A 17,132-nucleotide genomic window follows, 5' to 3' on the forward strand; every position below is an offset into this window, starting at 1 on the left:
TAATCGGACGGATGCCGGGTTACGGAGATGCGGCGGTGATGCGAAGGCGAACAACTCGTCCTTCACCGCCACCCGCCCAGCAGTCGTGTACGCTGGGCCGGGGAACTTCAGCGCCGGGGACCCTCAGCGAAAGTGCCGACACAGCGTCGGCATTGCTCAATTCACGCTTTCTTGCGACGCCTCGCCGCGGGCTTGGCCGCCAATTTGGTGACCGTGGACGCGAGCAATTCGATCTGCGCCGTGGCCATCTCAATGAGTGCCGGGTCGTCGTGCGCGGCCAGGGTTCGGGCGGCCGCCATTATTCTGTCTTCCGGCGTGAGCTCTGCGGTCGTGGTTTCTTCCGGCGCCGCACCGTAACGCGCTTCGGCCCGAGCGAGAAAATCCAGCGCGACTTCTGTCGCCTGCTTTACCGCCAGATCCGTGATCTTGCCCTGCTGCTGGATGCTGGCTTCGAAAATGGCTGACTGGATGATGACAAGGGTACGAAACGGGTCTTCTTCCGACAGTGGTTCGATCGCCCAGCCCGTATGCCACAAAGTATGGTAGGGCAGGGCGGCAACCTTGTCGAAATCCCGCACCAAATGGCGGGATTCGAACGGAATGTGACGGGCGAGGGCGCCCGGCTTTGCTGGACTGGGTTGGTTGAAATAATCCTGGATTCCCTTGATCATCAACGTGACCAATTGCTCCAGGCTTTCCGGCTTGCGCCGCCGAACATAGCGTTCAACTTCGACGCCAGTCTGCTGGACGAAGCGGATGGCGATCTGGCCCAATATCTCCTCGACGCTGGCGAAGTGGGAATAGATGGATGTCCGGGTGATGCCGCCATGGTCGGCGATCATGGCGATGGAGATGTCAGCTGGCTTATGCGCCTTGAGCAGTTCAATCGTCGCTTCGATGATCCGGTCGACGCGGGCTCTGCCCGGCGCGCGCTGCCCCAGCTTCTCCCGTTCGGAAAGCAACTCGCTTTGAAGAAACTGAAGGGTATTGGGCTCGGAATCGGTTTTCAAACTGTGAGGTTTGATCTTCGCCGATATTTTCTCCGCTTTACCTTTGAGCGGCGCCAGTCCCTGTTTTTTCATCATTGAACCATATCATAGCGGGGTGAGGTTTCAAGTGAAGTCGGTTCGACAACGGCTGTCAACTCCGATGTTGCAAAAATAGTATCCTAGCGCACGATATCGCTTTACAGCTTTCCGCTGGCGCGATAGATGGTTCTTATGTGACATTTGTCTGTCTCTGAAAGGCTGTGGTGATCGATCACGCCGGTTATGGAGCGGGCTGTAGGGAGAGGTGCGTTGGGCAGTCGACTGTCTGGCAAGACGGCAATTATCACAGGCGCTGGCTCGATGCACGGCATGGGCGCGGCAACCGCCCGCCTGTTCGCTCGGGAAGGTGCGTCGGTGATCCTGACGGACCTTGACGAAGCGGGTGCTGCGGCGGTCGCGGCATCCATCACGCAGGAAGGCGGCATTGCGTTGTCCCGATCGCAGGATGTCCGTCAGGAGGAGGGATGGCAGGAACTCGCAGCCGAAGCCCTCAAACGGTTCGGGCACATCGACATTCTCGTGAACAATGCGGGCATCTATCATGCGGCATATGTTTCTGACACACCCGTTGCCATGCTTGACCGCCTTTTCGAAATCAATTTGCGGGGCACGTTCCTGGGTTGCCAGGCGGTGATCCCGCACATGCGCGCCAATGGCGGCGGTTCCATCGTCAATATCTCGTCCATTGCCGCATTGACGGGCGTTCACAGAAGCGCTGCTTATGCCGCTACCAAGGGGGCCGTTCGTGCGCTGACCAAAAGTGTCGCGCTCGATGAAGCGCCCTATGGCATCCGGTGCAATTCTGTGCATCCCGGCACGATCGAAACGCCGATGGTCGACCAATTGCTTCAGGGCGATCCGGCCGCTATCGACGCCGCCACTGCGCCGATCCCGCTCGGTCGCTTGGGCCGACCGGAAGATGTCGCGAACATGTCCCTGTTCCTGGCATCGCAAGAGGCGTCCTATGTGACGGGTGCCGAATTTGTCGTTGATGGAGGCTTGACCATAGCATGAGCGCCGACTTCCTTCCCGTCGCTGCGGCCGCCGATCTGCCGAACAACAGCAGCAAGCCGATAACAGTGAACGGCTTGGACCTTCTGCTGTGTCATGCGGACGGAGAGTTTTTCTGTGTGCAAAATGAATGCACGCATCGCGCTTTTTCCCTGGCAGCCGGACGCATCAGGCGCTGCATGGTGCTGTGCCCCGAACATGGCATGCCCTTCGACCTGCGAACCGGAAATCCCAAGGGTCAGCTGACGGACAAGCCGCTCCGCACGTTTGAAACACGTGTCGTGGATGGCCAGGTAGAGGTCGCGGTGCCTGCGGAGGTAAGTTGAGACAGCTGCGGTCGGCCGCCATTGCGTAATGTGACAAGGGTCGCATAAAGTGGATCGGGGCGCATCACGGCGTCCGGGGAAAAATTGGGGCGAAATGCGTCCTGGAGGAGTAGGATCGTTGCAAGGTCATTTGCATTTCCGCCACTGTGCGATGGTCGGCTGTTGCGGCGCGGCTCCCCTTAACGATGGACGGATCTCGTTGCCGGAGTGCGGCCATTGAACGCGGACTATATCGTTGTCGGCGCGGGAGCGGCGGGCTGTGCCGTCGCCAACCGTTTGTCGGAAGACAGCCGCCACAAGGTAATCCTGCTTGAGGCGGGGGGCGCTGACCGTGATCCCCTCATCCATGCGCCCGGCGGGCTGATGCCGCTTTTGACGTCGGGCAAGCATAGCTGGAACTACAGGAGCGCGCCGCAGGAAGAGCTGAACGACCGCGTCCTTTTCCTGCCCCGTGGCAAGGTTCTGGGCGGCGGCAGCTCGATCAACGGCATGATCTATGATCGAGGCACGCCGAGCGATTACGATCGGTGGGCGGCGCTGGGCAATTCCGGCTGGTCCTATGAGGACGTGCTACCCTATTTCAAGCGGGCCGAAAGTTACGAGCCGGGCGGCGATGCGCGGTGGCACGGTCACTCCGGGCCGGTCAGGATCAGCCGCCCCGGCGTCCACAATCCACTCGCCAAGGCGTTCCTGCAAGCCTGCGAAGAAGCTGGCTACCCTTATAATGACGACACCAACGGCGCGGTTCGCGATGGCGCCGGTCCCGTCGACATGTTCGTCAGCCGGGGCCGCCGGTGGAGCGCGGCGACCGCCTACATAAAGCCGTTCCGCTCGCGCTCGAACCTGGAGGTGCGTCTGGGCGCGCAAGTGCTCAAGATACTGGTCGAAAATGGCCGCGCCGTCGGCGTTCGCATCCGTGAAAAAGGGCAGGAACTGGACCTTCGTGCAGGAGGCGAGGTGATCCTCTGCGGCGGCGGCATCAATTCGCCCCAGCTTCTGATGCTGTCCGGCATCGGTGACGCTTCGGCCCTGTCGCAGGTCGGCGTCGACCCGGTCCATAATCTGCCCGGCGTCGGTCAGAATCTTCAGGACCATCTGTCCACCTATGTAAAGCAGGCGGTGACGCAGCCGGTATCCCACTATCAATATGTCAGCCCGCTGAAGGGGGCGCTGGCCTTTGCGCAATATCTGGCTTTCCGCACGGGGCCGCTCGCCAGCACCGGCATGGAAGCGGTCGCCTATGTGCGATCGCAACCGGACCTCGCTGAGCCGGACATAAAGCTCTCGCTGGTGCTGGCGCTGATGAATGACACGCTGACAGGCCTGATGCCGCGCCACGGCTTCATGGCGCATGTCTGCGTCGTCCGGCCCCACAGCCGTGGCCATGTGACGCTGGCCTCGCCCGACCCGCAGGCCGCGCCGGTCGTGGATCACCGCTACCTCAGCGATGCCCGGGACATGGTCGATTTCCGCAATGGCATCCGAGTGTGCCGCCAGATTTTCGGCCAGGCCGCCTTCGATCCCTATCGCGGCGATGAATTGTCGCCGGGCGCGTCCGTACAGACTGACAGCCAGATCGACGCCTTCATCCGTGCCAACGCAAGTGCGGACTATCACACGGCCGGTACGTGCAAGATGGGATCGGACGATGACAGCGTCGTCGATGCCCGCCTGCGGGTCAGGGGCATTGGCGGGCTACGAGTAGCCGACACGTCGGTGATGCCGACGCTCGTCGGCGGAAATACGAACATGCCCGCCATCATGATTGGCGAAAAGGCGGCGGACCTGATCAAGGGACGCAGCCATGCGTGACAAGTGCAAACGACATAGGAAGCGGCGCGAACCGCGAGCGACTGGAGAGCTATAATGCCGGTATGGGATGAGGTTTTCGACGTGGTGGTCATGGGCTCCGGCGCGGCGGGCGTGTCGGCGGCGATCGCGGCACAGCATCGCGGTTGCAAGACGCTGGTGCTGGAGCGCAGCGACAAGCTGGGCGGGACGAGCGCCGTGTCGGGCGGCGTGCCGTGGATCCCCAACAATCACCACATGCACGAGGTGGGAACGACCGACTCGCGCGAACAGGCGCTCACCTATCTTCGCAGCCTTTCGCTCGGCAAAATGGACATCGAACTGGCCGAAACCTATGTCGATGAAGCGCCGGGCGTGTTGCGTTACCTTGAGCAAGAGACCCAGCTGGCGTTCCGGGCGCTCAAGACGCCTGACTATCACCCAGAACATCCCGGCGGCACCTTCGGCCGCTCCGTAAGCCCCGGCCTGTTCCCGGCGGGCGAGTTGGGTGAACTGCGCGCGCACCTGCGTTCGGCCCCCTGCTTCCCGCTGCCTGTCGCGATGACCGACATCGATGACGGGACCAATATGCTGGACCCCGAAATCATCGGCGACCGCCTTGCCAAGGGCATGGTGGGCACCGGCATGGCGCTGATGGCTGGCCTCATCAAGGGCGCGGTGGACAAGGGCGTGGAGTTTCGCCGCAACGCCCGTGGCCGCCGTCTGGTGATCGACGATGGCGCCATTGTCGGTATTGAGGTCGAACAGGATGGCCGCATGGTCCGGATCGGCGCCCGCCGCGCCGTCATTCTGGCAAGCGGTGGCTTTGAATGGAACAAGGACATGGCGACCGACCTGATGGGCGCTCCCATCGAAGGTCCGCTCAGCCCGCCTTTCAATGAGGGCGACGGCCTGATCATGGCGGCCGAGGCGCAGGCGAGCATGGCCAATGCCCATGAAGCCTGGTGGATGCCGATGATCCGCATTCCGGGTGACGAATATGAAGGGCAGCAGCTCAACCGCATGGTGGTCGGCGAAAGAGCCTCGCCCGGTTCGATCATGGTCAACCGCGCGGGCAAGCGCTTCGTCAACGAAGCCCATAATTATAATGACGTTGGCCGCTCCTTCCGCAACTTCGACCCAGTGGCGTTCGACTATCCGAACCTGCCCGCCTGGATCATCCTCGATTCGACTTTCCTCGACAAATATCCGTTCGGCACGCGCTATCCTGGCGATCCGATTCCGGCATGGCTCGAATCCGCGCCGACGCTGCGCGAACTGGCCGAGAAAATCGGCGTAAATCCCGATGGCCTTGAAGACACGGTCACGCGTTTCAACGCGAATGTCGAACGGGGCGAGGACCCCGACTTCCACCGTGGTCGGAGCAAATATGACCGCCATTATGGCGACCCGTCACGCGAAGGAGCACTCCAATCGCTGGGGCCGATCCAGCAAGGCCCCTTCTACGCCTGCCGTGTCTATTCCGGTGTGCTTGGCACAAAGGGCGGGCCGAAGATCAACGCCAAGTCGGAAGTGGTGAACGTCAGGGGCGGCCGCATCCCCGGCCTTTACGCCGCGGGGAACGTCTCCGGCGGGTTCACCGGCATGGCCTATCCGGGCGCCGGGGCCACGATCGGGCCGGGCCTGGTCTTCGGCCACATCGCCGGACGCGAGGCGGCGTCCAGCGTCAACAGGTTCTGAAAAGGAGGCGACATTGCCCGAAGTCGAACATACCACAACGGTCACCGCCTCCCTGCCTCAGGTCTGGAATTTCGTCGAGGACATGGACAATTGGGCGCCGTTCCTCACAGGGTATCAGCGCCACGAGAAGATCAACCGCGATGAATCCATCTGGGTTGTGAAGGGCGAGCTGGGCGGCCTGACCCGCAGCGCGGAGTTCAAGGTCCAGGTCACGGAATGGAACGAGCCTACCCGCGTCACCTTCGTGATGCAGGGTCTGCAGGAGCCTGTCACCGGCTCGGGCGAGTTTCTGGCGATCGATCTGGGCGGCGGCATGCCGAATGCCGCGCCACCCGCCGCCGTCCCCGCGCATTCTCCTTCCGGCGGCTGGCTGAGCAGATTGTGGGAACGCCTGTCCCGCTGGTTGCTGCGGCGCGTCACCAACAGTGTCGATGTGCAAGCGGCAACGCCCGTGGCAGATGCGGGCGATCCAAACACGCAGATTACTTTCCGGCTGAACGTTCAGGCGGGCGGAGCGACCGGGCCGGTCCTCAACCTGCTGCTGGGACCAATGCTGAAGCCGGTTGCTGAAGATCTGGCGATGAAGATCGCCCAGGCGGTGGACAAGCCGTCACAAGGATAAATCTTGCGCGGGGTCTGCCGTAAAGGCGTGGACTCCGCGAGGGAAGGATACTCCGCTATTGACGGACAAATGTCCGTTATGCATGATCGTCCGGAACCTGGCCGCCTTTTGCCTGGTGCGCGTAAAGCGGGCCGTTGGATGTAGCTGGACGATTGGAAACAGGATCAGCGCGCCGGGATGCGCCTGGATTGAATCGACAGGAGATGGAAATGACGGAAAATCTGGTCGCCGAGGCGGGAGCCGGACGGTCTTCGAAACTTCAGGGTTGGCGCTATTTCGACCGCGACTTCGCGGGGCGGGAGTGGGATGCGGTCTGGACCAAGAGCTGGCTCGTGGTGTGCCGCGAAGACCAGATCCCTGAGCCGGGCGACTTCCTGGTGGAAGAGGTTGGCACGGAATCCATCCTTGTGGTGCGTCAGGAAGATGGCAGCATCAAGGCCTTCTATAATGTGTGTCAGCATCGCGGGAACAAGCTGGTGTCCGTGGCGGAAGGGTCCATGCCATCCTTCACCTGCGCCTATCATAGCTGGAAATGGTCGCTGGAAGGCGAATGCATCGGCGCGCAGGACCCGGAGGACTTCTCTGCGGGCTCCCCATGCGGACGCAAGCGGCTCGCCGAGATCAACAGCGAGACCTTCGCCAGCTTCGTCTGGGTGAACATGGACGCCAACCCCATGCCTCTCAAGGAATATCTGGGCGAACTGTACGAGCCGTTGGCGCGCTATCCCTTCGAGCAGATGCACTGCACCCAGGCTATATCGGTGCGGATGCCCTGCAACTGGAAGATTATTTCGGACAATTTCCGCGAAACATATCACATCCCCACCGCGCATCCGGAGGGGCTGTATGTGAACGAGCCCTATTATGTGACGGCGGTCATCGAAACGCTGAAGAACGGCCATGCGCGCCTTGTGACGCCGGGCAGCCAGCCTTCGCGCTATCTGCCTGACGGCAAGCTGGCGATCGACGAGTATCTGATTCAGGATCTCAAGACCTGGGAATTGCAGCCGGAAGATTTCAAGGACAAGCCGCTGGCTATCCGGGAAGCGATCATCGCGCAAAAGCGGAAGCTGGGCGTCGAGCGCGGCCATAGCCATTATGATCGGATGGAAGACGCGCAGCTGACGGATACCTTCCTCTATTCGATCTTCCCCAACCTGACGCTGACCTGTTTTTCGGACGGCATGCTGTTCCTGCGCGCTTGGCCGCATCCGACCGACCCGGAAAAATGCACCTTCGACACCTGGTTCTATGCGACGGGTTCAGAGGATTTCTTTACCAAGATGCTGACCTCGGCGGGCGGCGTTGCCGACACCGTGCGTGCGCCTGTAGAACGCGAATGGCGCAACTTCGGCGAAGGAAGCCTTGGCATCACGCTCGATGGCGATGCCGGTATCATGGAGGCGCAGCAGCGCGGCATGCATTCGCGCGGGTGGAATGGCGCGGAACTGGCTGGTCAGGAAAAGCGGATTTCCCACTATCACGACCGCATCGATCAACTGATCGCCGAAAATGGGATGTCCATCGCCGCTGAATGACGAACGGCGCTGCGGGCGTACGCGTCCGCAGCGCCGATAGGCGTGGCAGCTTCGGTCAGCGGTTGCCGAAATGCAAAAAACCTGCGCCCGCACCCTCGGGCGGCGAACTGACGATTGCCGATTAAAAGGAGAGGCTCGATGTTCCTGGACCCTGTTTCAGGCCAACTCAAGAAGGTGCGGCAGATCGCATTCGTTGTACCGGACGCGATCGAATGGGCGCGCCGACACATGGCCCGCTTCGGCTCTGGCCCCTTCTTTGTGCTCGCGCACCTTCCCCATGACCTGCAAACCTATCGCGGCAAGGAAATCGACCTCGATACGACAGGTGTCGTCGGCCAATGGGGCGACGTGATGGTCGAACTGGTGGAACAGCATTGTGACACGCCATCGGCCTATAGTGAACTTTATCCGACAGGTGGTCCCGGCCTGCACCACATGACGGTGTTCGTTGACGACATTCACGCGGCGATCAAGGATTATGAAAGCAAGGGCTTTGATAACATCCTCTATTCCGTCGTGTCACCGCTCGGCGACTCCAAACCCAGCCCCTATGCGATGATGGACACGCGCAAGGAGTTCGGCATGCTGACCGAATTCTATGAAGAGGCCGTTGTCAGCGACTTTTACAAGATGGTGCGCGATGCCGCCGAAGGCTGGGACGGGTCCGATCCCATCCGATACATATATGGCCAACCCTGAAGGGGATATTCTCGACATGGAAAAGCGTAATCTCGGGAAATCCGACCTTAAAGTCTCTATTGCCGGTCTTGGCTGCAATAATTTCGGCTGGTTCCTCGACAAGGAAAAATCCCTTGAGGTGATCTCGGCTGCACTGGATGCCGGCATCAACTTCTTCGACACCGCGAATAACTATGGCTTCCCTCCGGGGGAATCGGAACGCATCCTCGGCGAAGCTTTTCGCGGTCGCCGGGATTCCGTGATCATCGCCACGAAAGTCGGCGACAAGGTTGGCGACAGCGACGACAATCAGGGTGCGGCCCCTGCCTATGTACGGCAGGCGTTGGAAGAGAGCCTTGCCAATTTGGGCACTGATTATGTCGATCTCTACCAACTGCATTATCCCGATCCGAAGGTGCCCATTAGCGAAACGCTGGCCGCATTCGACCAGCTGATTCAGGAGGGCAAGGTGCGCTATGTCGGCTGTGCGAACCACAGTGCCGCCCAGCTGGCCGAAGCACTGGACGCAGCCGGAGCCAGCAATCGTGCGGCTTTCATATCATGCCAATCCGAATACAGCCTGCTGGCACGCGATGTCGAAAGCGAACTTGCGCCCTTGATGGTCGCCAATGGCGTCGGATTTCTGCCTTACTTCCCCCTCGCCAACGGGTTGCTGACGGGCAAATATCTGGGTGGCGACGACAGTTCGGGCCGTCTGGAAACCCTCAGGCAGATACCTTTCTTCGACAAGTTCCTGACACCTGAAAGGTTTGAGAAGGTCAGCCGTCTCGGGGAGATTTCCCGCAAATCGAGCATTCCGATGGTGAAGCTGGCCCTCGGCTGGCTCGCCGCAAAGCCCTTCGTCTCATCCGTGATCGCCGGGGCAACCAAGCCCGAACAGGTTTATGCCAATGCGCAGGCCTGCATGACAGTCTTGCCGCAAGACATAATGGCGGAGCTCGATCAGCTGTAATTAGCGACCGTCCCCGGTCACTGCGACCGGGAAGCATCACTACAAGAAACGGCGGGAAGCTCTAAGCCTCCCGCCGTTTCATTTTCAGCTCTGCGTCAATGCGCCGGTGAATAGGGCGCTGCATCAGCGAAGATTAGCGTTTCCTTCGCACCGCTCCGGCAGATTTCCTGATAGATTTTGCCACCTTCAGGCGCGCTCGCCATGGCCTGGATGCCGGCATCGAAAGCATTCATGTCGGGCAATTTCCAAAGATGGATGACGGTATTGGCCCGCCCGATCTTGGTGACGAGCCCGGCGATCATCTCCCAACCCGCGCCTTCGGCGATGCGCTTCATCTCAGGAACTATGTTCAAAAAGACGGGAAGCGTCTCATAATCGAGTTCCAACGTTGCCTGAAGATAAACGCTCATCTGATATCCACTCCTTGCGATCGCGGTCGGAGCTAGGCTCTCACCGCACATTCGTACGATAAATGACGAACGTCTGATATTCAAGCGACGACATGATGCATCAAAGACTGGTCGCTCGCGTGACAGGGATAGCCGCTTAACCCGCCACGAAATGAAAAAAATAACCGTCATATGTCAGATAAAAATGCTCACAAGCGCTTGCTGCGCATGCTTCACTGTTGACCCTCCGGCGAAAAGCAGTTAGCTAGCACACTTGTGTAGCGACAAGTCGATTCAAAAAGAGTCGCGGCTACATCGGATCATAATCAACGTTGAATGGGGAGGGCATATGCGAGGCCTGGCATTTTCGTCGGCGATAGCGATCGCAACTGCGTTGGGCGGCTTTCAGGCGGCATTGGCCGCGGAGCCGCAGCAAGCGCCGGACGCGACCGCAGCCAATCAGCCGCAGCAATCCGAAGGACTTTCGGACATCATCGTAACCGCGCAAAAGCGCGCCGAGCCACTTCAAAGTGTGCCCGTCTCCGTTTCCGCGTTCAGCAATGACACGCTTCAAAAGGCCCGCATCGACGGTCTGACCGGCCTCCGCGGCCTCGTGCCGGGCATGACTGTCACGCGTTCCGGCGCAGCCGTCGACGTGCCCCAGATCAGCTTGCGCGGCATTTCCATTCAGGACGTGCTGCCCAGCGTCGAGGCCGGTATCGGCATCACGCTCGATGGCATTCCGATCGCGTTCCAGCGCGGCGCGCTCATCGATGCGTTCGATGTCCAGCGCGTGGAGGTTCTGCGCGGCCCGCAGGGCGTTCTGAACGGCAAGAACACGACCGGCGGGGTGATCAACGTGATCCGCCTCCGGCCCGACCCGTCGGCGGACACGACGGGCAAGGTGCGCTTAACGGTGGGCAGCTTCGGCCAGAACGACTACGAAGGCTACATCATGGCCCCGGTGATCAAGGACGTGCTTGCGGTCAAGGCGACCGTTTCGGTGCGCAAGGATAATGGCCAGTTCCGCAACATCGTGACCGGCGGACGGGAGGGCGATCGTGATGTCCGGCAATACTCGCTCGCCGCTGTTGCAACCCCCACCGATCGCCTGAACATCTATTTGGCATTCGACCGGCTGGAAAACGACAGCCAGATTCCGCCCTATACGCCCCTTAACGTCCCAGATTTCATCCCTTATCCGTTGCCGGGCTATGTCGGTGGCGCAAACGCGACCTGTTACAATCCGGCGACGAGCATCGTCTGCGGCCCGCTTGCCAATCTCGACAAGGGCAAGAATGTCGTCGAAACGACCCAGCTTCCCGCATCTCTGCGCATGACTGCGGTGACCGGTGAAGTGTCGTACGATTTGACCGATCAGGTCAAATTCGTTTCGCTGACCGGCTATCGCGAGTTCCACGAACGGCAGACCAGCGATTTCGACGCAACCCGCTTTGCGCTGTTCCGCGACAAGGCCCGGGTCGATGCCAAGCAGTTCTCGCAGGAGGCCCGCTTCGCAACGTCGTTCGAGGGGCCGTTCAACGTCGTTGCCGGCGCATTTTACATGAACTACTCCTATACGGAGGTGCAAGATCCGTCGCTTGACGTGTCGATGCTGCCCGACGGGTTTCTCACCACGGGGAGTCCGATCCTCACGAACGGCTTGCCGACTTTCTCGACTCCGCCGGGCGTAGGCTTCCTCAATTCACTCAACCGCTACGATACGCATCAGACAAACAAGACCTTCGCCTTGTTCTTCCAGGCGGACTATGACATCACCGAAAAACTGCAGTTGTCGGTTGGTGCCCGTCAGACCTGGGACAGGAAGACGACTGCCTATAGTTTGTGGGACCCCGTATTTTCTACCGTGCGGGACAATGATGTTATCGGGCCGCTGGTCGGAAGCGTTGCAGGGCGCGCCAAGTTCAAAAAGTTTACGCCGAAGGTGAACCTGCAATACAAGTTTACGCCCGACGTCATGGCCTATGCCCAATACAGCCGTGGTTACAACACCGGCGGCTTCAACGGTCGTCCTGGCAACCTGGTCACCGCAACACAGGCCTATTTGCCCGAAACGATGGATGCGTTCGAGGTCGGCCTCAAGACTGAATTCCTCAATAACCGGGTTCGCCTGAACCTTTCCGCGTTCCACAACACGCTGAGCGACAAGCAGGAAAATATCCTGCAGGTCGTCGGAACCACGAACGTCACCAACACCCTGAACGCCGCCAAGGCTCGCTATCAGGGCCTCGAAGCCGAATTGGCCGTTGCGCCGATGCGGGGGTGGACGATCTCCGGATCGCTCGGCTATCTCGAAGCGAAGTATCTGAACTTCATCGGTAATCTGGGGCAGGGAACGACAGACCTTTCCGGATTGAAGCTGCGGCGCACCCCGAAATGGACCGGTGGTCTGATTTCGGACTACAGCTTCGACGCCGGTCCGGGGACCATCGGCCTGAACGCGGCCCTGTTCCATACGTCGCGGTACCAAACGGACGTGATCAACGACCCGCGTGCGTCGATCCCGCCGGTGACAAAGATCGACCTCGGTGTACGCTACGAATTCCCGGTGAGTGGCAACACCACGCTCGAAGTCTCGGGCTTCGTCAAGAACGTGACCGACAACACCACGTACGACGGTTACACGTCGGGCGAGGCGGTATTCACCTTCATCGACTGGGCCAACCCGTCGCCGGGCCGGACCTGGGGGGCGTCGCTGACCGCGCGCTTCTGACACGACATGGCGGGCCGCCTCGTCAGCCTGGCGAGGCGGCCCGGCCTTTTTCGCTTTTCATCAGGCTGCGGCGGGGCACCGAAAATCCCAGGAGTTGAATATGAGGCTTGAAGGAAAAGTAGCACTGGTCACCGGCGCCGCGGGCGAACAGAACATGGCCCAGAAGATCGCCGAGCGCCTCGCCCAGGAAGGCGCGAAGGTCGTCGTGACCGGTCGTCACGAAGAGCCGTTGCGCAAGCTCGCGGCAGAGATCGGCGGCAGCTTCATATTGATGGACATCACCAGCAAGGCCGATGTCGATGCCGCCGCTGACTTTGCCGTCAAAACCTATGGCAAACTGGACGTCGCGGTGAACGCGACTGGCTGGGGGCTGATGAAGCCGACCCATGAAACGACGGAGGCTGATCTCGACAAGATCATGGACATCCAGTTCAAAGGCCCCTTCTTCTTCATCCAGGCGATGTTGCGGGTAATGGGGCAGGGCGGATCGATCATTCAGATTTCCTCCGCAACGGCGACCATCATGCTCGAAAATCACGCCGCCTATATGGGCACCAAGGCCGGAATCGACCATGTGATCCGTACCGTGGCCAATGAATATGGCGCGCGCGGCATTCGGGCGAACTCCATTTCGCCGGGCCTGACCGAAACGCCGATGGCTGGCGACAGCTTCAGGGTAAAGGAACTGATCGACGCCTTTGCAAAGGAATATCCGCTCGGCCGCCTTGGCACACGCGAAGATATTGCGGCTGCCGTTGTGTGGCTGGCATCCGACGAATGTTTCATGACCGGCCAGAATCTTCAGGTAAATGGCGGGCTCACGCTCCGCCGCAACCCGATCCTGTCCGAACTGGGCGAGGTGGCCGCGCGTGCCACGGCGCATCTGAGCAGCTGACAACGACACAGCGGTGCGGGCGGGAGCATTGCTTCCGTCCGCAAACGCGCAGGGAATGCAGAAAGGGAGGGTAGCGCTGGCTACCCTCCCTACTTTGCTTCGGCGGGGGCAGTGCTGAGTGGGCACCGCCTGAACAACCTGTTTGCTACATGCAGCAGCCGCCCCGACCTGTTAGCTGTCGGGGCGGCTCCACCTCGTCTTAAAGGTCGGTGAACTGCATCCGGCGGATCGGATCGGTGCCATCAAATCCTTCCGCGGACTTCTTCATATGGTCGTAGAAGGGACGGGTGCCTTCTTCTTCATAAAGTTCAGTCATCACGCCAAGTTGTTTCGACGTATCCATGATAGCGTAGCGGCCCATACCATTGGGGAAGGTTTCGCCATAAAGAGCAGCCTCGCAGCCTTCAGCTTCATATTGAGCCATCCGCTTGTCCAGATCATCGACGAACATGGCGAAATGATGAATCCGCGACTCGCCCTTCTTCACAAGATCGCGATAGGCGGACGGTTCATCATCATGCTGCTGCACGAATTCGGCGGTGATATTGCCCCACTGACCATAGACGGAGGTGACGTCGATGACGCTGTCCTTGCCGCGATAGCGATGCACATGAAGCGGATAATGTTCGACGGCCCAGAACGGTCCCGATCCATAACGGCGGGAATGGGCGCGGGCCGCTTCGATGGCGTCCGGCACCACAAAAGCGATCTGCGTGATCGCGAGGGCGGGTGTGAAGATAAAATCACTCATGGCGTTGCTTCCTTCAAAGACAATTGTCAGATGATTGATTCGACGGTGAGGGTAATCGCGCGAGGGATCCGATCTTTGCCGACGGCTTTGGACCGTGTCGGCCGCCGGTGGCCAGGGACATGCCGCAGGTCCGAAAACCAGCGTATTTCCCGGCCATTGAGCGATCTGGCCCTCCGCTATGCAGCGCTTTTGGTGACCTTTTGATGATCATTCATCCTCTACCCGGAGCGGCTCATGCCCTGCTCCTCCGTCGCTGATTTCTCGACAAACGACAAATGTCTGCTAACGAATATGCCTCCATTCGTCAAATTGATAAATGGCGGCATCGACTGGATGGGGTTGGGGAGGCGGCCCTTTGGGTGGCGGGACAGCGCATTGGTCATTGACTAAATGAACGACAACCGTCAGGTAATATGCCAACACCTTTGGCGCTGACGGGCGTTCGCTGGCGGATTGGGTGCTTGCAACGCGGACTTATGGAGAGGAAAAATGACCTATAATTTGACGGTGCGGCGCGAAGGTGCCGTGTTCATCATCGGCGGAACCGGCGGCGCGGGGTCGGCGATCGTGCGCGCCTTTGCAAAGACTGGCGCCAATATCGCCTTCACCTACAACAGCAATGAAACCAAGGCGAATGCGTTGGTGAATGAACTGGAAAGCGAAGGGGTAACGGCATCTGCCAGCAAGCTGGACATAACCGACTTGCAGGCTGTCGAACAATGTATCAGCGGCGTGGTGAAGCGTTTCGGTCATATCCACACGGTCATCTATGCGTCCGGGCCGATGTGGGACAACGCTCTGCAACTGGCCGACGTGAAGCCCAGCTTCATGGAATTTCTCGTCAAGACTGAACTGTTCGGTTTCTTCAATGTGATCAGCGCGACAAAGGAACAGATGCGCGCCAATAAGGGCGTCATCACTGTTTGCACCAGCTTCGGCAACGCCCGTCGCTTCGATCGCGACGGTCAGTCGGCGGTGCCAAAGGCGGGTCTGGAAAGCATGGCGCTTTATCTCGCGGCGGAAGAAGCTGTCTACGGAGTGCGCGCGAATGTCGTCCGCCTGGGCTGGTTCAACTTCGGCATGGGCGCGATCGACAAGACGGAGGCTTCGCTCGATGATCCGGGTCGTGCCATGACCGGCGGCGACGCTGGGGCCGAAGCGCTGGAATGGATGACCAGCCGCATTCGCCTGGGCAATCGGCCGGGTCGGGGCGAGGAGCTTGCCAGCATGGTGCTCTACCTTTCGTCTGAACAGGCGTCCTATGTCACCGGGCAGATCACCTGCGTCGACGGCGGCATTTCGCTTTGAACCTTTGGGCAGGCGCCGGTCTTCATGACGGCGCCTGCTCCATGACGGCCCACTGCACACACACCTGCGTGGGCTGCATCGATAATTGACATATGTCAGATAACATGTATCACTGGCGCGGCCCGCGAAGGCTGAATCGGGCTACTCCCGCATAGCGAGGCATATCAGCTGCGGTGATCGTTGTCCGGCTGACTGAGGCAGAGAGAGGATCGATGGTAAATATTTCCGTCCTGGCCGGACAGGTGGCTGGTGAACATCGTGTAGCCATGACGCCTTCGATTGTCGCCCGATATGCAAAGCTCGGCCTGTCGACGCTGGTCGAAAGCGGCGCAGGTCTTGCGGCGGGTTTCTCCGATGACGCCTATGCCGCGCAGGGTGCCCTGATCGTGGATCGCAAGGAAGCGCTGGCGCAGGCGGATGTCGTGGTCACGGTGCGTCCTCCGGCTGCCGCCGAACTGCTCGGGGTTCGTCCGGGAACGAAGCTGGTCGGTGGCTTGGCGCCCTTTGCCGATCCGGGCAGGATGGCCGCCTATGCCGATCTGGGGGTGGAAGCGATGGCGCTTGAACTGCTCCCCCGCACGACCCGCGCGCAGGCAATGGATATACTGTCCAGCCAGGCCAATCTCGCTGGCTATCATGCCGTTGCGCGGGCCACGACCGAACTCAATCGCTGCCTGCCGATGATGACGACGGCCGCGGGGTCGATCGCGGCGGCCAAGGCGTTCGTCATGGGTGTGGGCGTCGCGGGTCTTCAGGCGATCGCGACCGCGCGGCGACTGGGCGCGGTCGTATCCGCCACCGATGTGCGGCCCGAAACACGCGAGCAGATCATGTCTCTGGGCGCCAAGCCCATATTCGAAGAGATTCAGGACGGCGACCAGTTGACCGCAGCGGTGGGCGGCTATGCCGGGGAAATGAGCGAAGCCTATCGGCAGCGTCAGGCGGCCTTGGTCAGCGGGCATATCGCCGGGCAGGACATGGTCGTCACGACCGCCCTCATCCCCGGACGGCCCGCTCCGCGCCTGATCCGCGACGCGCAGATCGCAAGCATGAAACCGGGCAGCGTGATCGTCGATCTGGCCGCCGAAAACGGCGGCAATGTCGAAGGTGTCATCGCCGGGGAAATGGTGCTGCGTCATGGCGTCAAGCTCATCGGGCTTGTCGATGGAGCGGCGAGGGTCGCCGTGGACGCGTCGAACCTGTTCGCGCGCAACTGCTATAATTTCATCGAAGCCTATTGGGACAAGGCGGAAAAGAGGTTGACGATGCCCGCCGACGACGCGCTGATCGAAGCGGTAACGCTGACCCGCCATGGCGAGATCGTCCACCCGCGCTTCGTGCAGGCAGCGGCGGCCTGAACACAGGGGAT

At 60.4% G+C, this 17,132-nt stretch carries 15 protein-coding genes; 12 read left to right on the top strand and 3 right to left on the bottom strand.

Annotation, left to right across the window (positions count from 1 at the left end; translation table 11 throughout):
- Window positions 1–161 precede the first annotated feature (161 nt).
- Window positions 162–1,010, bottom strand: coding sequence for a TetR/AcrR family transcriptional regulator (locus tag ACWNC0_RS00905; RefSeq protein ID WP_449468935.1), 849 nt, complete (start codon window positions 1,008–1,010; stop codon window positions 162–164).
- Window positions 1,011–1,298: 288 nt separating this feature from the next.
- Here ACWNC0_RS00905 and ACWNC0_RS00910 point away from each other — a divergent pair, with 288 nt between their 5' ends.
- From ACWNC0_RS00910 to ACWNC0_RS00945, 8 genes are all read left to right on the top strand, one after another.
- A complete protein-coding gene (locus ACWNC0_RS00910) occupies window positions 1,299–2,063 on the top strand; it encodes an SDR family NAD(P)-dependent oxidoreductase (protein ID WP_449468936.1) in 765 nt (254 codons plus the stop codon).
- Entirely contained in the window at window positions 2,060–2,386 is a 327-nt protein-coding gene (locus ACWNC0_RS00915) for a Rieske (2Fe-2S) protein (RefSeq protein WP_196227127.1), read from the top strand. Before ACWNC0_RS00910 ends, ACWNC0_RS00915 begins: the two co-directional genes overlap by 4 nt.
- Before the next feature lie 207 nt (window positions 2,387–2,593).
- Complete coding sequence (locus ACWNC0_RS00920) at window positions 2,594–4,198, top strand: GMC family oxidoreductase (protein ID WP_449468938.1); 1,605 nt, start codon at window positions 2,594–2,596, stop codon at window positions 4,196–4,198.
- A 54-nt stretch (window positions 4,199–4,252) separates the two neighbouring features.
- Window positions 4,253–5,875 carry an FAD-dependent oxidoreductase gene (locus ACWNC0_RS00925; protein ID WP_449468940.1) on the top strand — a complete coding sequence of 541 codons (1,623 nt, stop codon included), beginning with the start codon at window positions 4,253–4,255 and terminating at the stop codon, window positions 5,873–5,875.
- Between the two features lie 13 nt (window positions 5,876–5,888).
- On the top strand, window positions 5,889–6,497 hold the full coding sequence (locus ACWNC0_RS00930) for a CoxG family protein (protein WP_449468941.1): 609 nt from the start codon (window positions 5,889–5,891) through the stop codon (window positions 6,495–6,497).
- 209 nt (window positions 6,498–6,706) lie between these two features.
- Complete coding sequence (locus ACWNC0_RS00935; RefSeq protein ID WP_449468943.1) at window positions 6,707–8,035, top strand: aromatic ring-hydroxylating oxygenase subunit alpha; 1,329 nt, start codon at window positions 6,707–6,709, stop codon at window positions 8,033–8,035.
- A 138-nt stretch (window positions 8,036–8,173) separates the two neighbouring features.
- Window positions 8,174–8,734 carry a VOC family protein gene (locus ACWNC0_RS00940; RefSeq protein ID WP_449468945.1) on the top strand — a complete coding sequence of 187 codons (561 nt, stop codon included), beginning with the start codon at window positions 8,174–8,176 and terminating at the stop codon, window positions 8,732–8,734.
- A 16-nt stretch (window positions 8,735–8,750) separates the two neighbouring features.
- Window positions 8,751–9,686: an aldo/keto reductase gene (locus ACWNC0_RS00945; protein ID WP_449468947.1), complete on the top strand. Its 936-nt coding sequence runs from the start codon at window positions 8,751–8,753 to the stop codon at window positions 9,684–9,686.
- 95 nt (window positions 9,687–9,781) lie between these two features.
- Here the strand turns inward: ACWNC0_RS00945 and ACWNC0_RS00950 are convergent, their stop codons facing one another.
- Window positions 9,782–10,096: an NIPSNAP family protein gene (locus tag ACWNC0_RS00950; protein ID WP_196227133.1), complete on the bottom strand. Its 315-nt coding sequence runs from the start codon at window positions 10,094–10,096 to the stop codon at window positions 9,782–9,784.
- Window positions 10,097–10,424: 328 nt separating this feature from the next.
- Here ACWNC0_RS00950 and ACWNC0_RS00955 point away from each other — a divergent pair, with 328 nt between their 5' ends.
- Entirely contained in the window at window positions 10,425–12,809 is a 2,385-nt protein-coding gene (locus ACWNC0_RS00955) for a TonB-dependent receptor (protein ID WP_449468949.1), read from the top strand.
- A gap of 100 nt (window positions 12,810–12,909) precedes the next feature.
- Complete coding sequence (locus tag ACWNC0_RS00960; RefSeq protein WP_449468951.1) at window positions 12,910–13,704, top strand: SDR family oxidoreductase; 795 nt, start codon at window positions 12,910–12,912, stop codon at window positions 13,702–13,704.
- Between the two features lie 199 nt (window positions 13,705–13,903).
- Here the strand turns inward: ACWNC0_RS00960 and ACWNC0_RS00965 are convergent, their stop codons facing one another.
- Window positions 13,904–14,455 carry a VOC family protein gene (locus ACWNC0_RS00965; protein ID WP_449468953.1) on the bottom strand — a complete coding sequence of 184 codons (552 nt, stop codon included), beginning with the start codon at window positions 14,453–14,455 and terminating at the stop codon, window positions 13,904–13,906.
- Between the two features lie 489 nt (window positions 14,456–14,944).
- Between ACWNC0_RS00965 and ACWNC0_RS00970 the strand changes: the two genes are divergently transcribed.
- Both ACWNC0_RS00970 and ACWNC0_RS00975 read left to right on the top strand, forming a co-directional pair.
- Window positions 14,945–15,763, top strand: coding sequence for an SDR family NAD(P)-dependent oxidoreductase (locus ACWNC0_RS00970; RefSeq protein ID WP_449468955.1), 819 nt, complete (start codon window positions 14,945–14,947; stop codon window positions 15,761–15,763).
- 212 nt (window positions 15,764–15,975) lie between these two features.
- The gene (locus ACWNC0_RS00975) at window positions 15,976–17,121 is read left to right on the top strand and encodes an NAD(P) transhydrogenase subunit alpha (protein ID WP_449468956.1); all 1,146 of its coding nucleotides are present in this window, start codon (window positions 15,976–15,978) and stop codon (window positions 17,119–17,121) included.
- The last annotated feature ends 11 nt before the right edge of the window (window positions 17,122–17,132 follow it).

The sequence above is a fragment of the Sphingobium chungangianum genome, assembly GCF_977014255.1.

Bases quoted from the DNA above. Each gene is read 5' to 3' on its own strand.
- ACWNC0_RS00915 (WP_196227127.1), top strand. From the start codon at position 2,060: ATGAGCGCCGACTTCCTTCCCGTCGCTGCGGCCGCCGATCTGCCGAAC.
- ACWNC0_RS00925 (WP_449468940.1), top strand. From the start codon at position 4,253: ATGCCGGTATGGGATGAGGTTTTCGACGTGGTGGTCATGGGCTCCGGC.
- ACWNC0_RS00935 (WP_449468943.1), top strand. From the start codon at position 6,707: ATGACGGAAAATCTGGTCGCCGAGGCGGGAGCCGGACGGTCTTCGAAA.
- ACWNC0_RS00940 (WP_449468945.1), top strand. From the start codon at position 8,174: ATGTTCCTGGACCCTGTTTCAGGCCAACTCAAGAAGGTGCGGCAGATC.
- ACWNC0_RS00945 (WP_449468947.1), top strand. From the start codon at position 8,751: ATGGAAAAGCGTAATCTCGGGAAATCCGACCTTAAAGTCTCTATTGCC.
- ACWNC0_RS00950 (WP_196227133.1), bottom strand. From the start codon at position 10,096: ATGAGCGTTTATCTTCAGGCAACGTTGGAACTCGATTATGAGACGCTT.
- ACWNC0_RS00955 (WP_449468949.1), top strand. From the start codon at position 10,425: ATGCGAGGCCTGGCATTTTCGTCGGCGATAGCGATCGCAACTGCGTTG.
- ACWNC0_RS00960 (WP_449468951.1), top strand. From the start codon at position 12,910: ATGAGGCTTGAAGGAAAAGTAGCACTGGTCACCGGCGCCGCGGGCGAA.
- ACWNC0_RS00965 (WP_449468953.1), bottom strand. From the start codon at position 14,455: ATGAGTGATTTTATCTTCACACCCGCCCTCGCGATCACGCAGATCGCT.
- ACWNC0_RS00970 (WP_449468955.1), top strand. From the start codon at position 14,945: ATGACCTATAATTTGACGGTGCGGCGCGAAGGTGCCGTGTTCATCATC.
- ACWNC0_RS00975 (WP_449468956.1), top strand. From the start codon at position 15,976: ATGGTAAATATTTCCGTCCTGGCCGGACAGGTGGCTGGTGAACATCGT.